Annotated in this window: 12 protein-coding genes, 8 tRNA genes and 3 rRNA genes; 5 read left to right on the plus strand and 18 right to left on the minus strand. The window is 31.8% G+C overall.

Annotated features, from left to right (window positions below):
* Positions 1–42: 42 nt before the first annotated feature.
* From MKD34_RS11770 to MKD34_RS11830, 13 genes are all read right to left on the minus strand, one after another.
* Complete coding sequence (locus tag MKD34_RS11770; RefSeq protein WP_185892175.1) at positions 43–1,434, minus strand: alanine/glycine:cation symporter family protein; 1,392 nt, start codon at positions 1,432–1,434, stop codon at positions 43–45.
* A 122-nt stretch (positions 1,435–1,556) separates the two neighbouring features.
* On the minus strand, positions 1,557–1,757 hold the full coding sequence (locus tag MKD34_RS11775; RefSeq protein WP_023052292.1) for a cold-shock protein: 201 nt from the start codon (positions 1,755–1,757) through the stop codon (positions 1,557–1,559).
* 211 nt (positions 1,758–1,968) lie between these two features.
* A tRNA-Asn gene (locus tag MKD34_RS11780) sits at positions 1,969–2,044 on the minus strand.
* Positions 2,045–2,054: 10 nt separating this feature from the next.
* A 5S ribosomal RNA gene (gene rrf / locus MKD34_RS11785) occupies positions 2,055–2,171 on the minus strand.
* Positions 2,172–2,220: 49 nt separating this feature from the next.
* Positions 2,221–5,137, minus strand: a 23S ribosomal RNA gene (locus MKD34_RS11790).
* A 136-nt stretch (positions 5,138–5,273) separates the two neighbouring features.
* A tRNA-Ala gene (locus MKD34_RS11795) sits at positions 5,274–5,349 on the minus strand.
* Between the two features lie 52 nt (positions 5,350–5,401).
* A 16S ribosomal RNA gene (locus MKD34_RS11800) occupies positions 5,402–6,914 on the minus strand.
* The 16S, 23S and 5S rRNA genes sit together here with 8 tRNA genes alongside, the layout of an rRNA operon.
* A gap of 127 nt (positions 6,915–7,041) precedes the next feature.
* Positions 7,042–7,124, minus strand: a tRNA-Leu gene (locus tag MKD34_RS11805).
* Between the two features lie 26 nt (positions 7,125–7,150).
* A tRNA-Thr gene (locus MKD34_RS11810) sits at positions 7,151–7,226 on the minus strand.
* Positions 7,227–7,231: 5 nt separating this feature from the next.
* Positions 7,232–7,316, minus strand: a tRNA-Tyr gene (locus MKD34_RS11815).
* Positions 7,317–7,318: 2 nt separating this feature from the next.
* A tRNA-Glu gene (locus MKD34_RS11820) sits at positions 7,319–7,393 on the minus strand.
* Positions 7,394–7,402: 9 nt separating this feature from the next.
* Positions 7,403–7,477: transfer RNA gene (locus MKD34_RS11825), tRNA-Gln, on the minus strand.
* 3 nt (positions 7,478–7,480) lie between these two features.
* A tRNA-Pro gene (locus MKD34_RS11830) sits at positions 7,481–7,557 on the minus strand.
* Between the two features lie 840 nt (positions 7,558–8,397).
* Between MKD34_RS11830 and MKD34_RS11835 the strand changes: the two genes are divergently transcribed.
* Entirely contained in the window at positions 8,398–10,404 is a 2,007-nt protein-coding gene (locus MKD34_RS11835) for a hypothetical protein (RefSeq protein ID WP_240220622.1), read from the plus strand.
* Between the two features lie 186 nt (positions 10,405–10,590).
* Here the strand turns inward: MKD34_RS11835 and MKD34_RS11840 are convergent, their stop codons facing one another.
* Genes MKD34_RS11840 through MKD34_RS11850 form a run of 3 tightly spaced genes read right to left on the minus strand, consistent with a single transcriptional unit; the run spans position 10,591 to position 12,309 of the window.
* The gene (locus tag MKD34_RS11840) at positions 10,591–10,848 is read right to left on the minus strand and encodes a hypothetical protein (protein ID WP_240220624.1); all 258 of its coding nucleotides are present in this window, start codon (positions 10,846–10,848) and stop codon (positions 10,591–10,593) included.
* Between the two features lie 20 nt (positions 10,849–10,868).
* Positions 10,869–11,612, minus strand: coding sequence for a hypothetical protein (locus MKD34_RS11845; protein ID WP_040406739.1), 744 nt, complete (start codon positions 11,610–11,612; stop codon positions 10,869–10,871).
* Entirely contained in the window at positions 11,605–12,309 is a 705-nt protein-coding gene (locus MKD34_RS11850; protein ID WP_240220626.1) for a ParA family protein, read from the minus strand. Before MKD34_RS11850 ends, MKD34_RS11845 begins: the two co-directional genes overlap by 8 nt.
* Before the next feature lie 504 nt (positions 12,310–12,813).
* Here MKD34_RS11850 and MKD34_RS11855 point away from each other — a divergent pair.
* Positions 12,814–13,683: an RluA family pseudouridine synthase gene (locus tag MKD34_RS11855; RefSeq protein WP_240220628.1), complete on the plus strand. Its 870-nt coding sequence runs from the start codon at positions 12,814–12,816 to the stop codon at positions 13,681–13,683.
* Position 13,684: 1 nt separating this feature from the next.
* Positions 13,685–14,194 (plus strand): NUDIX hydrolase, encoded by a 510-nt coding sequence (locus tag MKD34_RS11860; RefSeq protein WP_240220630.1) that lies wholly within the window; start codon positions 13,685–13,687, stop codon positions 14,192–14,194.
* Between the two features lie 39 nt (positions 14,195–14,233).
* Here MKD34_RS11860 and MKD34_RS11865 read toward each other — a convergent pair whose 3' ends face one another.
* Positions 14,234–15,634 (minus strand): aminotransferase-like domain-containing protein, encoded by a 1,401-nt coding sequence (locus tag MKD34_RS11865; RefSeq protein ID WP_240220633.1) that lies wholly within the window; start codon positions 15,632–15,634, stop codon positions 14,234–14,236.
* Positions 15,635–15,738: 104 nt separating this feature from the next.
* On the opposite strand from MKD34_RS11865, the gene MKD34_RS11870 reads away from it, so the two are divergent.
* Both MKD34_RS11870 and MKD34_RS11875 read left to right on the plus strand, forming a co-directional pair.
* Complete coding sequence (locus MKD34_RS11870; RefSeq protein ID WP_240220634.1) at positions 15,739–17,196, plus strand: ABC transporter substrate-binding protein; 1,458 nt, start codon at positions 15,739–15,741, stop codon at positions 17,194–17,196.
* A 73-nt stretch (positions 17,197–17,269) separates the two neighbouring features.
* Positions 17,270–18,058: a Cof-type HAD-IIB family hydrolase gene (locus MKD34_RS11875; protein ID WP_240220636.1), complete on the plus strand. Its 789-nt coding sequence runs from the start codon at positions 17,270–17,272 to the stop codon at positions 18,056–18,058.
* 25 nt (positions 18,059–18,083) lie between these two features.
* Here the strand turns inward: MKD34_RS11875 and MKD34_RS11880 are convergent, their stop codons facing one another.
* Positions 18,084–18,494, minus strand: coding sequence for a hypothetical protein (locus MKD34_RS11880; RefSeq protein ID WP_240220638.1), 411 nt, complete (start codon positions 18,492–18,494; stop codon positions 18,084–18,086).
* Between the last annotated feature and the right edge of the window lie 44 nt (positions 18,495–18,538).

Genomic DNA, 18,538 nt, shown 5'->3' on the forward strand with positions numbered 1-18,538 from the left:
AGAGATTTTACAGCATTTTAAGATTTAAGTCAACAACTTTTCTTAATCCCAACACTCAACTCTTTCACCGTATGGCATATCTATATCATTTTTATTAAAACTAGGATCTAATCCACTCTCTTTTTGATTGCTATAATCACCTAAAGCTTCAAAAGCAACTTTACCTAGTAAGAATATAGCTATAAGATTCAATACTGCCATTAATCCCATAAATAAATCAGCCATATTCCAAACAAGTGCTAACTCTCCAATAGAACCAAACATTACCATTCCAATAACTCCAACTCTATACAAGTTTAACCAAGTTTTATTTGGAGTTAAAAATTCTATATTCGTTTCTCCATAATAATAATTTCCAATTATTGAGCTAAAAGCAAATAATAATATACATAATGCAATGAAAACATTTCCCCATCCTCCAACTTGAGAACTTAAGGCATTTTGAGTTAATTGAATTCCTGTTAATCCTTCAGTTTTATGTGCTCCTGATATTAAAACCATAAAAGCTGTACATGAACAAATCAAAATTGTATCTGTAAATACTCCTAAAGTTTGTACAAATCCTTGCTTTACAGGATGAGAAGTTTCTGCTGCTGCCGCTGCATTTGGTGCTGATCCCATGCCTGCTTCATTAGAAAATAAACCTCTTTTTACTCCAGTCATAATAGCAGCTCCTATTCCTCCACCAACTGCCTGTCTAATACCAAAAGCATTTTCAATTATATCTCTAAATATTTCTGGAACCATACTTATATTGCTTATAATTACATACAACGAAACTAATATGTAAAGAATCGCCATAACAGGTACTACTGCAGCACTAAAGTTTGCTATCCTTTGAACTCCACCAAAAATTATAGCTCCCGTTCCAACAGCTAATACAATACCAATTATTGTTCTATCCAATTTAAAAGCTTCATGAAAAGCTAAAGATATTGTGTTTGATTGAACTGAATTAAATATTAGTCCAAAAGTTATTGATATTAATATTGAAAATGCAACACCCATCCATCTTTTATTAAGAGCTTTCTCCATATAATAAGCTGGTCCACCTCTAAAAGCTTCTCCATCTTTTACTTTATAAATTTGTGCTAAAGTACTTTCTACAAAACTAGATGCTCCACCTATAATGGCTATTAACCACATCCAAAATATAGCACCTGGACCTCCTGAAGCTATCGCTATTGCAACTCCAGCTAAATTCCCAGTTCCAACTCTAGAGGCAGTACTTATGCAAAATGCTTTAAATGATGAAACTCCACCTTTATGACCTACGCTATCACCTAAAATTTTTATCATTTGTCCAAAATATCTTATTTGAACAAATTTTGTTTTTAATGTAAAATATGTTCCTACAAATAATAACATTACAATAAGAACATAACCCCATAAAATATCATTAAAAAAATTTATTAATGAATTTAATATCTCCATTTTTCCCCCTTTATTTCGATTTTTATGAAACAATTTTATCATAAAGAACGAAAAATGAAAAATATATTTTTTAAATTACTATTATTTTTTATAAAAAAAAAGGAGTCATTGACTCCTTAAAATTACTTTGCTACTACGATATTTGTAGCTTGAGGTCCTTTTGCTCCCTCAGTTACATCAAAAGTTACTTCTTCTCCCTCGTTAAGAGTTTTGAATCCATCTTTTTGAATTTGAGAGAAGTGTGCGAAAACATCCTTTCCATCTTCACCAGTGATGAATCCGAATCCTTTCTCTTGGTTGAACCATTTAACTGTACCTTTCATTTGATACCTCCATAAAAATTTTTGATTTCATGTAATAAATCTCCATTCAATCCAACTAATATTAGGTACCTATGTAAAGACCTTTAAATATTAAATACTAGAATTTCTTTCAATTTATACATCATTCAAACACAGTATACACTATTTAAATCTTCATGTCAAATATTTTTCTATTGATACAGCTCTTTCCATTTTCCAAAAAATAAAAAAATGGCGCTTCTTGCTGGGCTCGAACCAGCGACAACACGATTAACAGTCGTGCGCTCTACCAACTGAGCTAAAGAAGCACTTTTTTAAGATTGGCAACTTCCTATCCTCCCAGGGGGCTGCCCCCCAAGTACTTTCAGCGTTTATGGGCTTAACTTCCAGGTTCGAAATGTTACTGGGTGTACCTCCATAGCTATCGTTGCCAATCAATATTTATTTGTGTTCTTGAACACTTGAAACTATATAGTAGTATATTAAGGTTAAAACTTCGATATATTAGTATTGGTCAGCTAAAAGTCTCACAACTCTTACACCCCCAACCTATCAACCTCCTAGTCTCGAAGGTATCTTAAAGAGTACTTATCTTGAAGTCAGTTTCCCGCTTAGATGCTTTCAGCGGTTATCTGTTCCAAACGTGACTACCCAGCTGTGCCACTGGCGTGACAACTGGTACATCAGAGGTTTGTCCATCCCGGTCCTCTCGTACTAAGGACAGATCTTCTCAATACTCTAACGCCTACAGTGGATAGGGACCGAACTGTCTCACGACGTTCTGAACCCAGCTCACGTACCGCTTTAATGGGCGAACAGCCCAACCCTTGGGACCTTCTCCAGCCCCAGGATGCGATGAGCCGACATCGAGGTGCCAAACTCTACCGTCGATATGGACTCTCGGGTAGAATCAGCCTGTTATCCCCAGGGTAGCTTTTATCCGTTGAGCGACGACCCTTCCATTCGGAATCGCCGGATCACTATGTCCTGCTTTCGCACCTGCTCGACCCGTCAGTCTCGCAGTTAAGCTCTCTTATGCCATTGCACTCTGCGGTTGATTTCCATCCAACCTGAGAGAACCTTTGAACGCCTCCGTTACTCTTTCGGAGGCGACCGCCCCAGTCAAACTGCCCACCTAGCACTGTCTTCGAGGGTACAAACCTCAAATTAGAATTCCGACATAGTATGGTTGGTATTCCACCAGTGACTCCGCGTAATCTAGCGACCACGCATCATAGTCTCCCAACTATCCTATACATACGATGCCAAAACCCAATACCAAGCTACAGTAAAGCTCCATGGGGTCTTTCCGTCCTACTGCAGGTAACCGGTATCTTCACCGGTAATACAATTTCACCAGGCCTCCCGTCAAGACAGCTCTCAGATCGTTACACCATTCGTGCAGGTCGGAACTTACCCGACAAGGAATTTCGCTACCTTAGGACCGTTATAGTTACGGCCGCCGTTCACCGGGGCTTCAATTCGGAGCTCTCACTCCTCCTCTTAACCTTCCGGCACTGGGCAGGTGTCAGCCCATATACGTCGCCTTACAGCTTAGCATAGACCTGTGTTTTTGTTAAACAGTCGCCTGAGACTCTTCACTGCGGCCTCTCATAGCTTTGCGTCGCGTGTACGCTCACCATAAAAGGCACCCCTTCTCCCGAAGTTACGGGGCTATTTTGCAGAGTTCCTTAACGAGAGTTAGCCTGTCCGCCTTAGATTTCTCATCCTGACCACCTGTGTCGGTTTGGGGTACGGGCACTAATATCTTTAAAACGCTTAGAAGCTTTTCTCGGCAGTGTGGTATTTGCACCTTCCATCTTACGACTCCTCATCACACCTCACGTTTAGTCTAGCGGATTTTCCTACTAGACCACGCTACATGCTTGAACTGGCACTTCCGTTCGCCAGCGTGCATAACCTCCTGCGTCCCTCCATCACTTGATATCAGTGGCACAGAAATATTAATCTGTTTTCCATTCGCCTACGCAATCTAGCCTCGGCTTAGGACCCGGCTTACCCAGGGGAGACAAACTTTACCCTGGAACCCTTGGTCTTCCGGCGTGGGGGATTCTCGCCCCCATTCTCGCTACTTATTCCTGCATTCTCACTTCTGATACCTCCAGAGTTTCTTGTCGATTCTCCTTCAACGGCCTACAGAACGCTCTCCTACCAGTCGCTTACGCAACTCCACAGCTTCGGTTTATAACTTAGCCCCGTTACATTGTCGGCGCAGAGACTCTCGACCAGTGAGCTATTACGCACTCTTTAAAGGTATGGCTGCTTCTAAGCCAACCTCCTGGTTGTTTGTGAATCTCCACCTCCTTTCCCACTTAGTTATAATTAGGGACCTTAGCTGGTGGTCTGGGTTGTTTCCCTTTTGACCATGGAAGTTAATTCCCATAGTCTCACTCCTGAGCTCTAGAATTATGGTATTCGGAGTTTGATTGACTTCGGTAAGCAGTATGCCCCCTAGGTCATTCAGTGCTCTACCCCCATAATTGAACACTCAAGGCTGCACCTAAATGCATTTCGGAGAGAACGAGCTATCTCCTGGTTCGATTGGCTTTTCACCCCTAAACCTACCTCATCTCCCAACTTTTCAACGGCGGTGAGTTCGGGCCTCCACTGTGTCTTACCACAGCTTCACCCTGGACAGGCTTAGATCACCAGGTTTCGCGTCTACGCCCAGCGACTATGTCGCCCTATTCAGACTCGGTTTCCCTTCGGCTCCGTTAAACTTAACCTTGCCACTGAACGTAACTCGCAGGATCATTCTCCAAAAGGCACGCCATCACCCCAAAGGGCTCTGACCGCTTGTAAGCACACGATTTCAGGTTCTATTTCACTCCCCTCCCGGGGTTCTTTTCACCTTTCCCTCACGGTACTATGCGCTATCGGTAAGTAAGAGTATTTAGCCTTACGAGATATGGTCCTCGCAGATTCACACAGAATTCCTCGTGTTCCGTGCTACTTGGGAGAGATCATACATTTGATACGGTTTACCTGTACGAGGCTTTCACTCTCTACGGCAGGCCTTTCCAGACCTTTCCAGTTCGGCGTATCATAATGTCGAATACCTTGCAGTTCTTCAGACGATCTTCCCGCTACCCCGTAGATGCAACGGCTGCATCCTTGGCACATCTACGGTTTGGGCTCACCCCCGTTCGCTCGCCGCTACTTAGGGGATCGTTTTTACTTTCTTTTCCTCGCGTTACTTAGATGTTTCAGTTCACGCGGTTCCCTCTTTCGTGCTAAGACTCCATCTTAGCAGATTTCTCCATTCGGAAATCTTGGCATCACAGTTCGATTGCAACTCCACCAAGCTTATCGCAGCTTACCACGTCCTTCATCGGCTCTTACTTCCTAGGCATCCTTCGTGTGCCCTTAATATTTTAACCTTGTAATATAATTCATATTATTTAGACAGACTAACTACTCAATTTAAGATTGACTTAAAAATGAATTGTTAGTTAATTTAGAATATTTTCTCAATATCTACTATATAGTTTCCAATGTCCAAGTTTGATAATGTTTTGGTGGAGATAAGCGGAGTCGAACCGCTGACCTACGCAGTGCAAGTGCGTCGCTCTCCCAACTGAGCTATATCCCCATACTTACAAAGAACAGTATCAATCGAATAGAGAAAAAGTTAGTCTCCTTAGAAAGGAGGTGATCCATCCGCACGTTCCCGTACGGATACCTTGTTACGACTTCACCCCAATCGCTAATCACACCTTAGGAACATCCCTCCTTACGGTTAGGCCTGCTACTTCAGGTGCAACCAACTCTCGTGGTGTGACGGGCGGTGTGTACAAGACCCGAGAACGTATTCACCGCAACATGCTGATTTGCGATTACTAGCGATTCCAACTTCATGTACTCGAGTTGCAGAGTACAATCCGAACTAAGAACAGCTTTAAGAGATTAGCTCACCCTCGCGGGTTGGCAACTCTCTGTACTGCCCATTGTAGCACGTGTGTAGCCCAGCGTATAAGGGGCATGATGACTTGACGTCATCCCCACCTTCCTCCTGCTCATCGCAGGCAGTATCGCATGAGTGCTCAACTTAATGGTAGCAACATACAATAGGGGTTGCGCTCGTTGCGGGACTTAACCCAACATCTCACGACACGAGCTGACGACAGCCATGCACCACCTGTCACTAAGTTCCGGCAAGCCGGCACGAATCCATCTCTGGAAACTTCTTAGGATGTCAAACGCTGGTAAGGTTTCTCGCGTTGCGTCGAATTAAACCACATGCTCCACCGCTTGTGCGGGTCCCCGTCAATTCCTTTGAGTTTCACACTTGCGTGCGTACTCCCCAGGCGGATCACTTATCGCGTTAGCTTGGGCGCTGAGGTTCGACCCCCAACACCTAGTGATCATCGTTTACGGCGTGGACTACCAGGGTATCTAATCCTGTTTGCTCCCCACGCTTTCGCGCTTTAGCGTCAGTATCTGTCCAGTGAGCTGACTTCTCCATCGGCATTCCTACAAATATCTACGAATTTCACCTCTACACTTGTAGTTCCGCCCACCTCTCCAGTACTCTAGAAAAACAGTTTCCAACGCAATACGGAGTTGAGCCCCGCATTTTAACATCAGACTTATTTTTCCGCCTAGACGCGCTTTACGCCCAATAAATCCGGATAACGCTTGCGACATACGTATTACCGCGGCTGCTGGCACGTATTTAGCCGTCGCTTCTTCTGTTGGTACCGTCACTTTCTTCTTCCCAACTGAAAGCACTTTACAATCCGAAGACCTTCATCGTGCACACAGAATTGCTGGATCAGGCTTGTGGCCCATTGTCCAATATTCCCCACTGCTGCCTCCCGTAGGAGTAAGGGCCGTGTCTCAGTCCCCTTGTGGCCGTTCACCCTCTCAGGCCGGCTATCCATCGTCGCCTTGGTGGGCCGTTACCCCACCAACTAGCTAATGGAACGCAAGGCTCTCTCTTGGCGCATATAGCTTTCATAAGTTTCCCATGCGAGAATCTCATAATATCCGGTATTAGCTGTCGTTTCCAACAGTTGTCCCAGACCAAGAGGCAAGTTCCTTACGCGTTACTCACCCGTCCGCCATCCTCATTACCCGAAGGTAAATTGAATCGACTTGCATGTGTTAAGCATTCTGTCAGCGTTCATCCTGAGCCAGGATCAAACTCTTCATTCAAATATATTTAAAGTCCTAAGACTTACGTTTACACCATTTATTGGTTTGGCATTTCTGGCATTTTGTTATTTTCATAACTTCTGACTATTTTCTCTATTCGGTTGTTAATGTCCTTTAATGTTATATATGGTGCGAGAGGAGGGACTTGAACCCTCACGTCGAAACGCCAGATCCTAAGTCTGGTGCGTCTGCCAATTCCGCCACCCTCGCAGATGTTTTTTATTTTAATATTCTTATGGTGCCGCTTATCGGAGTCGAACCAATTACCTACTGATTACAAGTCAGTTGCTCTACCAGGTGAGCTAAAGCGGCGTATATGGTGGTGAGAGAAGGATTCGAACCTTCGAAGGCAGAGCCGTCAGATTTACAGTCTGATCCCTTTGGCCGCTCGGGAACCTCACCATTGGTACCCCGTAGGGGAATCGAACCCCTGTTTATAGAGTGAAAATCTATTGTCCTTACCACTGAACGAACGGGGCAAAACTTTTTGGCTGGGGTGGCTGGATTCGAACCAACGCATGACGGAGTCAAAGTCCGTTGCCTTACCGCTTGGCGACACCCCATAATGGTCGGAATAGCAAGATTCGAACTTGCGGCCCCCTGCTCCCAAGGCAGGTGCGCTACCGGACTGCGCTATATTCCGACTTATTTAGTTTTGCATCAACGTTTGCTGCTGACAAAAATAATAGTACCATAATTTTTAAATAATGTCAACAAACTTTTTTTATTTTTTTGAATTTTTTTATTTTTTATCTTAATACATATAATTAAAGTAGTTTTACGTTATTTATATAAAAAATATTTAGAAAATAATTTAAATAAAAGTGTAAAAAATTAATTTTTTAAAATAATATTATAATATTGATAAATTAGTTGGATATTATTACATTTGAATATAATTTTATATTTTATTTTTTTTAAATATATATTTAGAAGATTTAATAATTATAGTTTAATTTTGAATAATTTATAAAGATATAAAAACAATATACTTTCGATTTGTTTCGTTTTAAAATATAAAGAATAAGTCTTATATATTAAATTAATAAAAGATTGTTTATAGTTGTTTTAGTTGTTTATAGTTGTTTATATTGTTGTAAAGTAAAAAATAAAAATAGAAGATGCTTTTAATATAGATAAAATAAGGCTTGATAAGAAATTATAAATAAAATTTAATGACCGCAGATGTTGTATATATATATCCACTAGTGTTGTATTAGTATGTCCGTAGATATTGTATATAAAAGCCATTAATGTTGTATTTTAAAAGCCATTAATGTTGTATAAAAAAAAGTTTACAAAAATGTCCATTTGTATAGACTAATTAAATGAAAAAATTTATTAATCTTAATTAAAGTAAGAAAAACAACAAAATAATACAACACTAATGGTAAAAAAAGTTGAAAAAAAGCTTTTTTTATTGTAAAATATACAGCATAAGAGGATAAAAAAATAAATATACAGCATTAAAGGACTGGTGAAAATGAAAAAAGTAAAAAGATTTGATATTCCTATGAATCAAGTTATTGATACAGGTCCAAGTGAAATAGTTGAAAAATTTTTAGATGTTTCTGAAATTGAAAATGAAAAAAGTCATAGTCTAGTTAGAATAGATATAAATATGATTGAATATCCACTATTTACGAAAAGTACAAGTAAGAAAAAAAATCAAATAATAAGATATTTTTTTAATAGATCAAAAGAAGCATATATTCAGGTCAATCCTACATCTGGAGATTATATTCCAGGAGAACTTGAAGAAAGAGTATTTATAGCTTTATTAAAAATAATGAGAGATAAGAGATATCACAATACTTTTTATACAACAATAAGTGAGATTTTAACAAGCATGGGAATTGCACAAGAATCATTTAAGGGATTTTATGGAAGAATTTCAAAAGCATTAATAAGATTATCACAAACAAGTTATACGTTTAAGAATTCTTTATACTCCAATAAAATTAAAGGGATTATTGAAGAACAAATTAATACAAATATTATGAATATTCATATGATATCCTTAAAACAGGCCCAAGAATCAGAAAAAGAATTATTTACTGATAGAAGAATAAAAGAAGTAATAAAAGTATCAATATCAGAACATTTTTATGATAATATAATAAGAAAAGGTTATTTGGTATATGATTCTCAACTACTTTTAAGTATGGATAACCCAATTACAAGGGCATTATATATGCTTATTAATAAATTAAGATTTAATAGAATGTACATAAAAGTTCTTTCAATAAACTTAATTAAAAGAATCCCTTTAAGTGAGAATATTCAAAAAATTGGAAGAACTATAAAGGTTATTGAAAAGAGCTGTCAAGAATTGAAAAAAATGAGTTTAATAGCAGATTATGCAATTATTAAAAATAGTAAATGGATTGAATCTGAATTTGAATTTTATTTTAATGAATCACACAATGAGTTAAAACAATCATATTTTTATGATGATAAAAATCATTTTGATAATTTACTAATAACTCATACAGATAGCGGAGTAGATTTACCAAACGATGGAAACAAACATTTTGAAGCTGTAAAGGCTGAAACTGTGGATAGAATTCCAACTAATGAAAAATTAGAAGAAATTTTAAAAATACTACCGTCTAAAGCTAGGGAATTAAAGACACTACCAAAAGTTATTAAAGATGGAATAAGACAGTACGGATTTGAACATATTAAATTAGTATCCGAATATATAAAAGTACAAAAAGTAAGTAATATTAGAAGTTATATGATACAAGCTTTATCAAAAGGCTGGGCTGAAGATTATATACAACAGAAGAAAAAAAATACAGCACCTAAGGTCAATAATGAAGATTTGAAATTAATGAATTTAGATATAGAAGTTCCAAAATCTTTGGAAAATGGGTTAGAAATAGAAAAATTCTTAACAAGAATTACATTGGAAGAAAAAGAAAAAATAGAAAAAGAAGCATATAAAGATTATATAAAAATGTGTGGAGTAGAGGGAAAAATACAAAAAATGGCCTTTACTGCAGCTAAAGACAAAATTGTAAAAGATTATTTAGATAAAAATTTGAAAAAATATACAATAGAAGAGGATAAAAAAGAAAGTATCGTCTTAGAAAGTTCAGTTATTGATGAAAAAGAAGTATTAAATGAAATAAATACAACACAAACGTCGATAAATAACTATATACAAGAGATTGAGATAATAGAAGAAAAAATAGATACAATACAAGTGGCCAAAAAAGAAATTAAATCAATTATAGAAATAAATACAGCAGATGTGGCCAATATAGATAAAAATATTGAAGTTAAAAAAATATATAAAAATATGTCAATGTTTCAGTTAGATATTTTAGATATTTTAGAAGGAGAAAATATAAAAGAAGTTAATAAAATTATTCGATTATTAGGAATAACTAAATTTTTTGAGGGAGAATTAGGAAATTTACATGTTATTTTAGAATATAATGAAGATGAAGAAAGTTTAATAAAAATAAAACCTTTAAAATAATAGACATTGGTGTTGTATAAAAGATTACTAATAAAATGATATTAAAAGAATTAAATCCAAATACTAGTTTTAAATTATTTGTATATAGGATTTATATTATTTAATTATTTTATTCTAAAATAAAAAATAACCCAAGAAGTTTTTTATAGCTTCTTGGGTTATTTAAATAGTTGTTTAAAAGTATAATTACTCAGTAATAGATAAAATATAAGATATTCTTTCAGAAGAAAGAGTATATTTATAAACTTTTTCATCACCTTTAGGTGTTTTTATAAGAATATCAAAATTACCTTCAGATACTTCTGACATTTTTAAAATATCAAAATTATCAATATCTAAGTCTTCAGATATATTATCTAAAAAATCATCCTCAATTTCAAATTCAAAATATTCGTTATTATGTTCAATAACATAAAAAAAATCTACAAAATTAAATAGTTTCATATTATTCCTTTCTTGATTAGTTAGTTTAGTTTTTCAATTTCAATAAGTAAGCTTTTAATCTCTTTGTTGAGAAGCTCAATTTTTTCATATACTGTTTTTGCTTTATTTGAATCTAAAGTTGAAGATTCTACTTTGTTTTCAATGAGAGTGGATATATTAGAGTTTAATTTATTGAATAATTTTTCAATAGAATCAAATTCTGAAACTTTAGGAGATTCGTTTTTTAAAGTATTTTTAAGAATAATATATTCTTTTCTAGTTTTTATTTGCTTATTTAAAACTGCATTAATTAAATCCTTATTTGCATTAGGAGCAGAAATTTCATAAGTTAATGATAACGGAAGGGTTTCAAAATAAAATTGATCTTCTGACGTAAGACAATTATTTTTTATAAATTTAAAACGATTTATTAATCTTTCAGCACTTTTTTTACCAATTTTCATATGCTCTAACCAAATTGAAAAAGTTCCATTTTTATGATTTGCATATTTTTCGTTTGCTTCATTTAGTATTTCCCCAGCTTTAGTATGATAATTACTTTTAGCTAAGTTTAAAAGAGATTCATATTTTAATAAATCATTTTTCATTTCTAAATCTTGTATATCTTCATAATTAAATAAAACTTCATTATCAGGTAGAAAATCCTTTTCAATAACAGTTATTTCAAACTCTTTAGATTCAATATTTTGTTTAACTGGAGATTCTTTTTTTTTGAAAGAATCTTGTTTTAATCTATCTAAAACATTAATTTTTTTATTAATCATTAATAATTCCCCCAATAATTTCACCATATAAACTTTGTAATTCTTCAGCTTTTTTAGATTGAGTTTCCCAGACTGTTTTGCCTTTTTCTGAAAGTTGTTCTTCAATAACACTTTCTGGAATAGGATTTGTTAATGTAACACCTGTATCACTAAAAAAGTTAGATAGATTTTGGAAGTATTCTCTTGAGATTTTAGTATTTCTATATAAATTAGGAACGATTTGAGTTATTTTATTTCCTTCAGCTTTTTCTATTAATCTTGTAATACCAGCAGTACTTAACTTATCAAGTTTGATAGGAACAATAATTTCATCAGTAATTTCTAAAATAATATCATTAAGTACATTAAAAACAGGAGCACAATCAACAATTATAAAATCATAATTATCTTTTAATAAATTAAAAGTATTTCTGATTTTACTTTTTAAATTTATTCCAAAAATATCTGTTTCAACAGGAAAATAGTCTAGATTTTCTCTGATTTTTATTTTTATTTCTTCACCATTTTGAACAAAAGATTTAAAACCTTTACCACCTTCGAACCATCCACCTAAAAGTATTAAACTGTCATTTTGTGCATCTGAAGTAATTAGGGCAGTTTTAAAGTCTAACATAGCAAGACCATGTGCAATATTTTTTGATAAAGTTGATTTTCCAACTCCACCTTTGTTATTTTTTATAGTTATTATTTTCCCCATTATTAACGCCACTAAAAGAAGTAACGCTTTTCACCTCCTTTTTTAATAATTATAGTATAATTTAAAAATGGAAAATAATCAATTTTTTTATCCATATTTTATGGATAAAAAAATTAAAACACGACAATTTGTCGCAATAAAATTAAAACACGACAATTTGTCGCAATAAAATTAAAACACGACAATTTGTCGCAATAAAATTAAAACACGACAATTTGTCGCAATAAAATTAAAACACGACAATTTGTCGCAATAAAATTAAAACACGACAATTTGTCGCAATAAAATTAAAACACGACAATTTGTCGCAATAAAATTAAAACACGACAATTTGTCGCAATAAAATTAAAACACGACAATTTGTCGCAATAAAATTAAAACACGACAATTTGTCGCAATAAAATTAAAACACGACAATTTGTCGCAATAAAATTAAAACACGACAATTTGTCGCAATAAAATTAAACATATGTTATAATAGAAATAAAAAAAGAGGTAATTGTAATGAAATTTAAAGTAACTGAAAAAAGTGAATTGATGAAATTTTTAATAGATAATTTGTCAAAGCAAAGTAAAAATAATATAAAAACACTTTTATCAAAAGAACAAGTTGGAGTAAATGGAAAAATAGAAAGACAGTTTAATTTTATTTTAAACCCTGGGGATGAAGTAATAATAAATTGGAATAAAAATAGGAATGATAAAACTCCAAAAGGAATAAAAATTTTATTTGAAGATAATGACATAATTGTAATAGAAAAAGAAGAAGGATTATTATCTATATCAACAGATAAAAAAAGCAATGAAAGAACTGCATATAAATTATTAATGGACTATATGAAGTCAAAAGATAAAAAAGAAAGAATATTTATTGTTCATAGATTAGATAAAGATACATCAGGTGTGATGATTTTTGCTAAATCAGAAAAAATAAAAACAGAACTTCAAGAGAATTGGGATACTCTTGTTTTAGAAAGAGAATATGCTGTTATAGTTGAAGGTATTGTTAAAGAAAAAAAAGGACAAATTAAATCATATTTAAAAGATAATAAGGCTTTTGTGACTTATTCAGTAAAAGATGATAAAACAGGTGGAAAATTAGCAATTACAAATTATAAAGTTGAAAAAGTAAAAGGAAAATATACATATTTAAAAGCTTCTTTAGAAACTGGAAGAAAAAATCAAATTAGAGTTCATATGAGTGATATAGGTCATCCGGTAGTTGGTGATAAAAAGTACGGAGCACAAACAAATATTCTAAAAAGATTGGGGTTACATGCGTATACATTAAAAATAAAACATCCTGTAACTAATAAAGAAATGAGTTTTGTATCGCCTACTCCAAAAGAATTTTCTAGAATTATAGGAGAGTAATATGAAAATAAATGATTTAAGATTTTTAAAAGTGAAGATAGAGAAACATCCGACAAGAGATATTCAATTAGAGTTTTTGGATAAACCTAATGCTATTGCAGCTTTAATTTTGAATTTTAAAGAGGATAAAGTTTTATTAGTAGAACAATATAGACCAGGAGTTTCAGGTAAACTTTTAGAAATACCAGCAGGAATAATTGAAAATAATGAAGATCCAATACAAACCTTAGCAAGAGAAGTTAGAGAAGAAACTGGATATATGTTTGAAAGTTTCGAAGTTATGTATACGCCTAAGACTGCATTAATTCTTTCTCCAGGATATACTTCTGAAAAATTATATGTATATATATTAAAGTTAAAAACAGAAAAAGAAAAAACTTATGAGAAACAATTAGATGAAGGGGAAGATTTAGAAGTTCTTTGGGAAAATTTTGAAAAAGTAGAAAGTATAACAAATGATTTTAAAACACATTATGCAATTACATTGTATAAAAATTTAATAAAGAAATAAAAAATAACAAAGGTAATATAATTACCTTTGTTATTTTTTTTATATATCTAAATTTATAAAAAATTCAATGGCTTCTTTTAGAAGAGAAATTCCAGTAGTTATATCTTTTTTATTGATTCTAGAAAAATTTAATTTTATAAAATTATCAAAACCATATGTACTTCCAGGAACTATTCCAACATTGCTAATTAGTAATTTATTATAAATACTCATAGAAGAAATATTCTTTGGCAATTTTATCCAAATAGAGCAACCTCCACCTGGAATTATAAAACTAACATTTGGAATTTTTTTGAGCTCTTTTACAATAGAATTTTGAATAAATTCAAAGTTTTTTCGACAAAGATTCATATGTTTTTCGATTAAGCCTTTTTCTAAAAGAAGAGCAAATGATTTTTGATATAAAGTAGAAGTATTAGAATCAGCTAATATTTTGTTATTTAAAAATGATGTTAGAAGTTTTTCAGGAACAAGAATAAATCCTAATCTAAATCCTGGCATAAATATTTTAGAAAAACTTTTAATATAAATAACACGATCATCAACATCCAATGCTTTTAAAGGTACTGATGCTTTACTAGAATAATATAAATCAGAGGCAGAATCATCTTCAATTATATAAAAGTCAAAACTTTTAGAAAGTTCTAGAAGCTGTAATCTTTTTTTTTGAGAAATAGTAACACCTGTAGGTGTTTGAAAATTAGCCATGAGATAAATAAATTTTATTTTTGTTTCTAAAAGTAATTGTTTTAATTGTGAAATATTAAGACCATCATTTTCGACATCAATAGGATGTATAATAAAATCTTGATTTTTAAAAGATTTTAAAGCACCTAAATAAGTTGGATGTTCAATAGCTATATGCGCTTTAGAAAAACCTAAAGTTTTAGAAATTAAATCTATACCTTGCTGAGCTCCAGAAAGTATATGAATATTTTCAGTTTTACAGATAATATCTAAGTTAATCAAAGAATTTTTAATAGATTCACGTAGCTCGAAACTTCCAAAAGGACCTTCATTAATTAATGCAAGTTCTTGATCTCTATCTAATATATAATTAATAGCATATTTAATATCATTGACTGGAAGATAACTGTAATTAGGTGTAGAATTAATAAAATCAATATTTAAAGTTTTGATTATATTAAAATTATCATCATTTTCTAAATTTAAAGAAGAGATATTTCTTTCAGAAAAAATATTTTTATTAATAAAAACACCGCTTCCTTTGATTGTTTTTACATAGTTAATTTTTTCTAACTCTAAATAAGATTTTGCCACAGTATTAGAGCTGATATTTAAAAAGTTAGCTACTTTTCTAATTGATGGAAGTTTATAGGAAATTTCTCTTTTTTCAATTTTATTTTTTAAAAAGATATAAAGAGGAATATATATAAAATTTTCATTTTCAATTTTAAAATTTTTAAAAAGAATATTCATAGAGCCTCCTAAAGTGTAGTAATACAATTTATGATATTATTTTGAAAAAAAATAATAAATATGTCATACTGATAAAAGTATAGCATAAATAGAAGGGGGATAAAATGAAAAGTTTTTTTAAAATATTTACTATATTTATTTTGTTATTAAATATAGCATTGGGAAATCCAGAAAAAAAAATTGTAAAGATAGGTTTGGGATATAGTGGTAGATCTTATGATCCACATAAACATACAGATAGTTCTACATTAGCTATAACCAAACAAATTTATAATAATTTATTTATTCTTGATAATGAAAACGAAGTAAAAGGAGAATTAATCGAAAATTATTCAATAAAAAATAATACAATAGAAATGGACTTAAAAAAAGGCATTTTATTTCAAGACGGTGAAGAATTAAACTCTGAAATTGTAAAAAAGAGTTTAGAAAGAAATAAGAGTATACCAGTTACTAAGGTATTGGTAGATCCTATTGAAAAAATAGAAGTTATAGATAAATATAAATTAAGAATAATATGTACAACAAATGTGGACATATTATTACATAATTTAACTCATTCATCTATGGCAATAGTTAAAGAAGATAAGAATAAAAAATTAATTGGAACAGGAGCCTTTAAACTTTTAGAATGGGGAACAGGAGAAAAAGTAATTTTAGAAAAAAATGATAATTACTTCAAGGGAAGTCCGAAGATAGATATATTAGAATTTTTAACGATTCCAGAAGCACCTAATAGATATATAGCTTTAGAGACAAATGAAATACAAATAGCATATGATATATCATCGATAGATGTAAAAGCTTTTAAAAATTCAAAAGATTTAGAAATATTAAACAAATTATCTTATGGAACAGATTTTTTATCCATTAATACTGAAAAAGCTCCATTAAATGATAAAAGACTAAGAGAAGCAATAAGTTATGCAATAGATAAAGATTCTATAAATGAAGTTATATTTGAAAATACATCAAAAGTGGCCAATTCTATAATAACTCCAAATACTTTTGGATATTCAAATAAAGAAGAGAAAAAATATAATTTAGAAAAAGCAAAACAAATAATGAAGGACTATAAAACTCCGATAGAAATAGAACTATGGATATATGAAGATACAAGTAAATATCAAATGGCTCAAATAATACAAGCAAATTTAAAAGAGATTGGAATTGACGTAAAAATTCAGACATTGGAATTATCATCTTTTTTACAATTAACAGCTCAAGGAAAGCACAATGCTTTAATAGGACTTTGGTATACAAGTACAGGAGATGCAGATTATGGATATTATCCATTACTTCATAACAATTCTAGAGGTGGAGTTGGAAATAGAAGTTTTTATAATAATCAAAGAGTAAATACATTATTAGATGAAGCAAGAAAAGAACCACTAAAAGAGAAAAGAAAAGAAAAATATAAAGAGATACAAGAGATTATTTTAGATGAAAATCCAATAATACCAATAGTTTATAAAACATATAATATAGGAATAAATAAAAATATAAAAGGTTTTAAATTTAATCCGAATGGAAATCATATATTAGAAAATATTGAATATTAAAGTAAAGAGGAGAATTTCTCCTCTTTTTTTGTTATAATGTATTATATTATATAAAATGGGAGGTATAGTATAAATGATAAAATCGGTAGCATTAGATTTAGATGGAACTTTATTAAATTCTAAAAAAGAGATTAGCAATAAAAATATATCTATTCTAAGAGAGTTATATAAAAAAGGAGTAGAGATTTTTATAGTTACAGGAAGGTCATACAGTGCAACAAAAGAAATTTTAAAAAAATTAGAGTTACCAATTATAGTAATTTGTTATAATGGAGCAAAAGTTATAGATACAAAAAATGAGAGTATTTTATTAGAAGAACCACTTTCAGAAGATATAGTTAAAGTATTGATAGAAATTTCTAGAAAAAATAATATTCACTTAAATTTATATCAAGATGAAAATTGGTTTGTTGAAGATAAAAAAAATTGGCAAACAGAATATTATAAAAATAATATAGGAATAGATGCAGTTGAAAAAAACTTTAATAATTTTACAAGTTTGTTAATGACAAAAGCATTATTTATAGATGAACGATGTAATTTAGAAAAAATAGAAAAAGAAATTAAAGAGAAATTAAGGGATATAGTGCATTTAACATATTCACAAGAGAGATATTTAGAAATTTTAAATAAAAAAGTTAATAAAGGAAAAAGTTTAGAAAAAATCTTACAATTAAAGAATCTAACTTTAGATACATGTGCTGCCTTTGGAGATGCAAATAATGACAAAGAAATGCTAGAAATGGTTGGATATGGAGTTGTTATGAAAAATGCAGAAGAAGATTTAAAAAAAGATGCAAAATATTTAACAGATTCAAATGATAATGATGGAGTGTACAAATTTTTAGTACAAAAAATATAAAAAAGTGGGATATTTCCCACTTTTTTTATAAATCTTCTGAAATAGCCCAAGATATTTGGTCTTTCATTTGAGCAAAGTTTTTTAAATGTTTTAACTCAACCATTTCACCAAAAAGTTTTAATTGAAAGTTTCCAATTAAACTTAGATTTTCTTTAAGATCAACACTTCTTCTTCCATAAGTAAGACCTCTCTTTTCAACATCTTCTCCAATACGAACTAAAAGCATTCCTTTATTAAAACCTAAAATTTCAACTTCTCTTACTCTATCGTAAAATTCACCTTCAATTCTTCTTTCTTTTCTAGCTTCAGCATTTACTCTTTTGTTTTCAGCTCTTCTTCTATCTTCTTTAGCTTTAACAATTCTTTTTGCTTTTTTCATATTTTTTAGTTCATTATATTCTGTACCTTTTGGTTTAGTTTTACTAATAATTTTCATAAATTCTCCTTTCAAATTTTCTTTTATCATAATATTATAAAGGC

Origin of the sequence: Cetobacterium somerae (genome assembly GCF_022430525.1) — a bacterium.
Taxonomy (GTDB): Bacteria; Fusobacteriota; Fusobacteriia; order Fusobacteriales; family Fusobacteriaceae; genus Cetobacterium_A.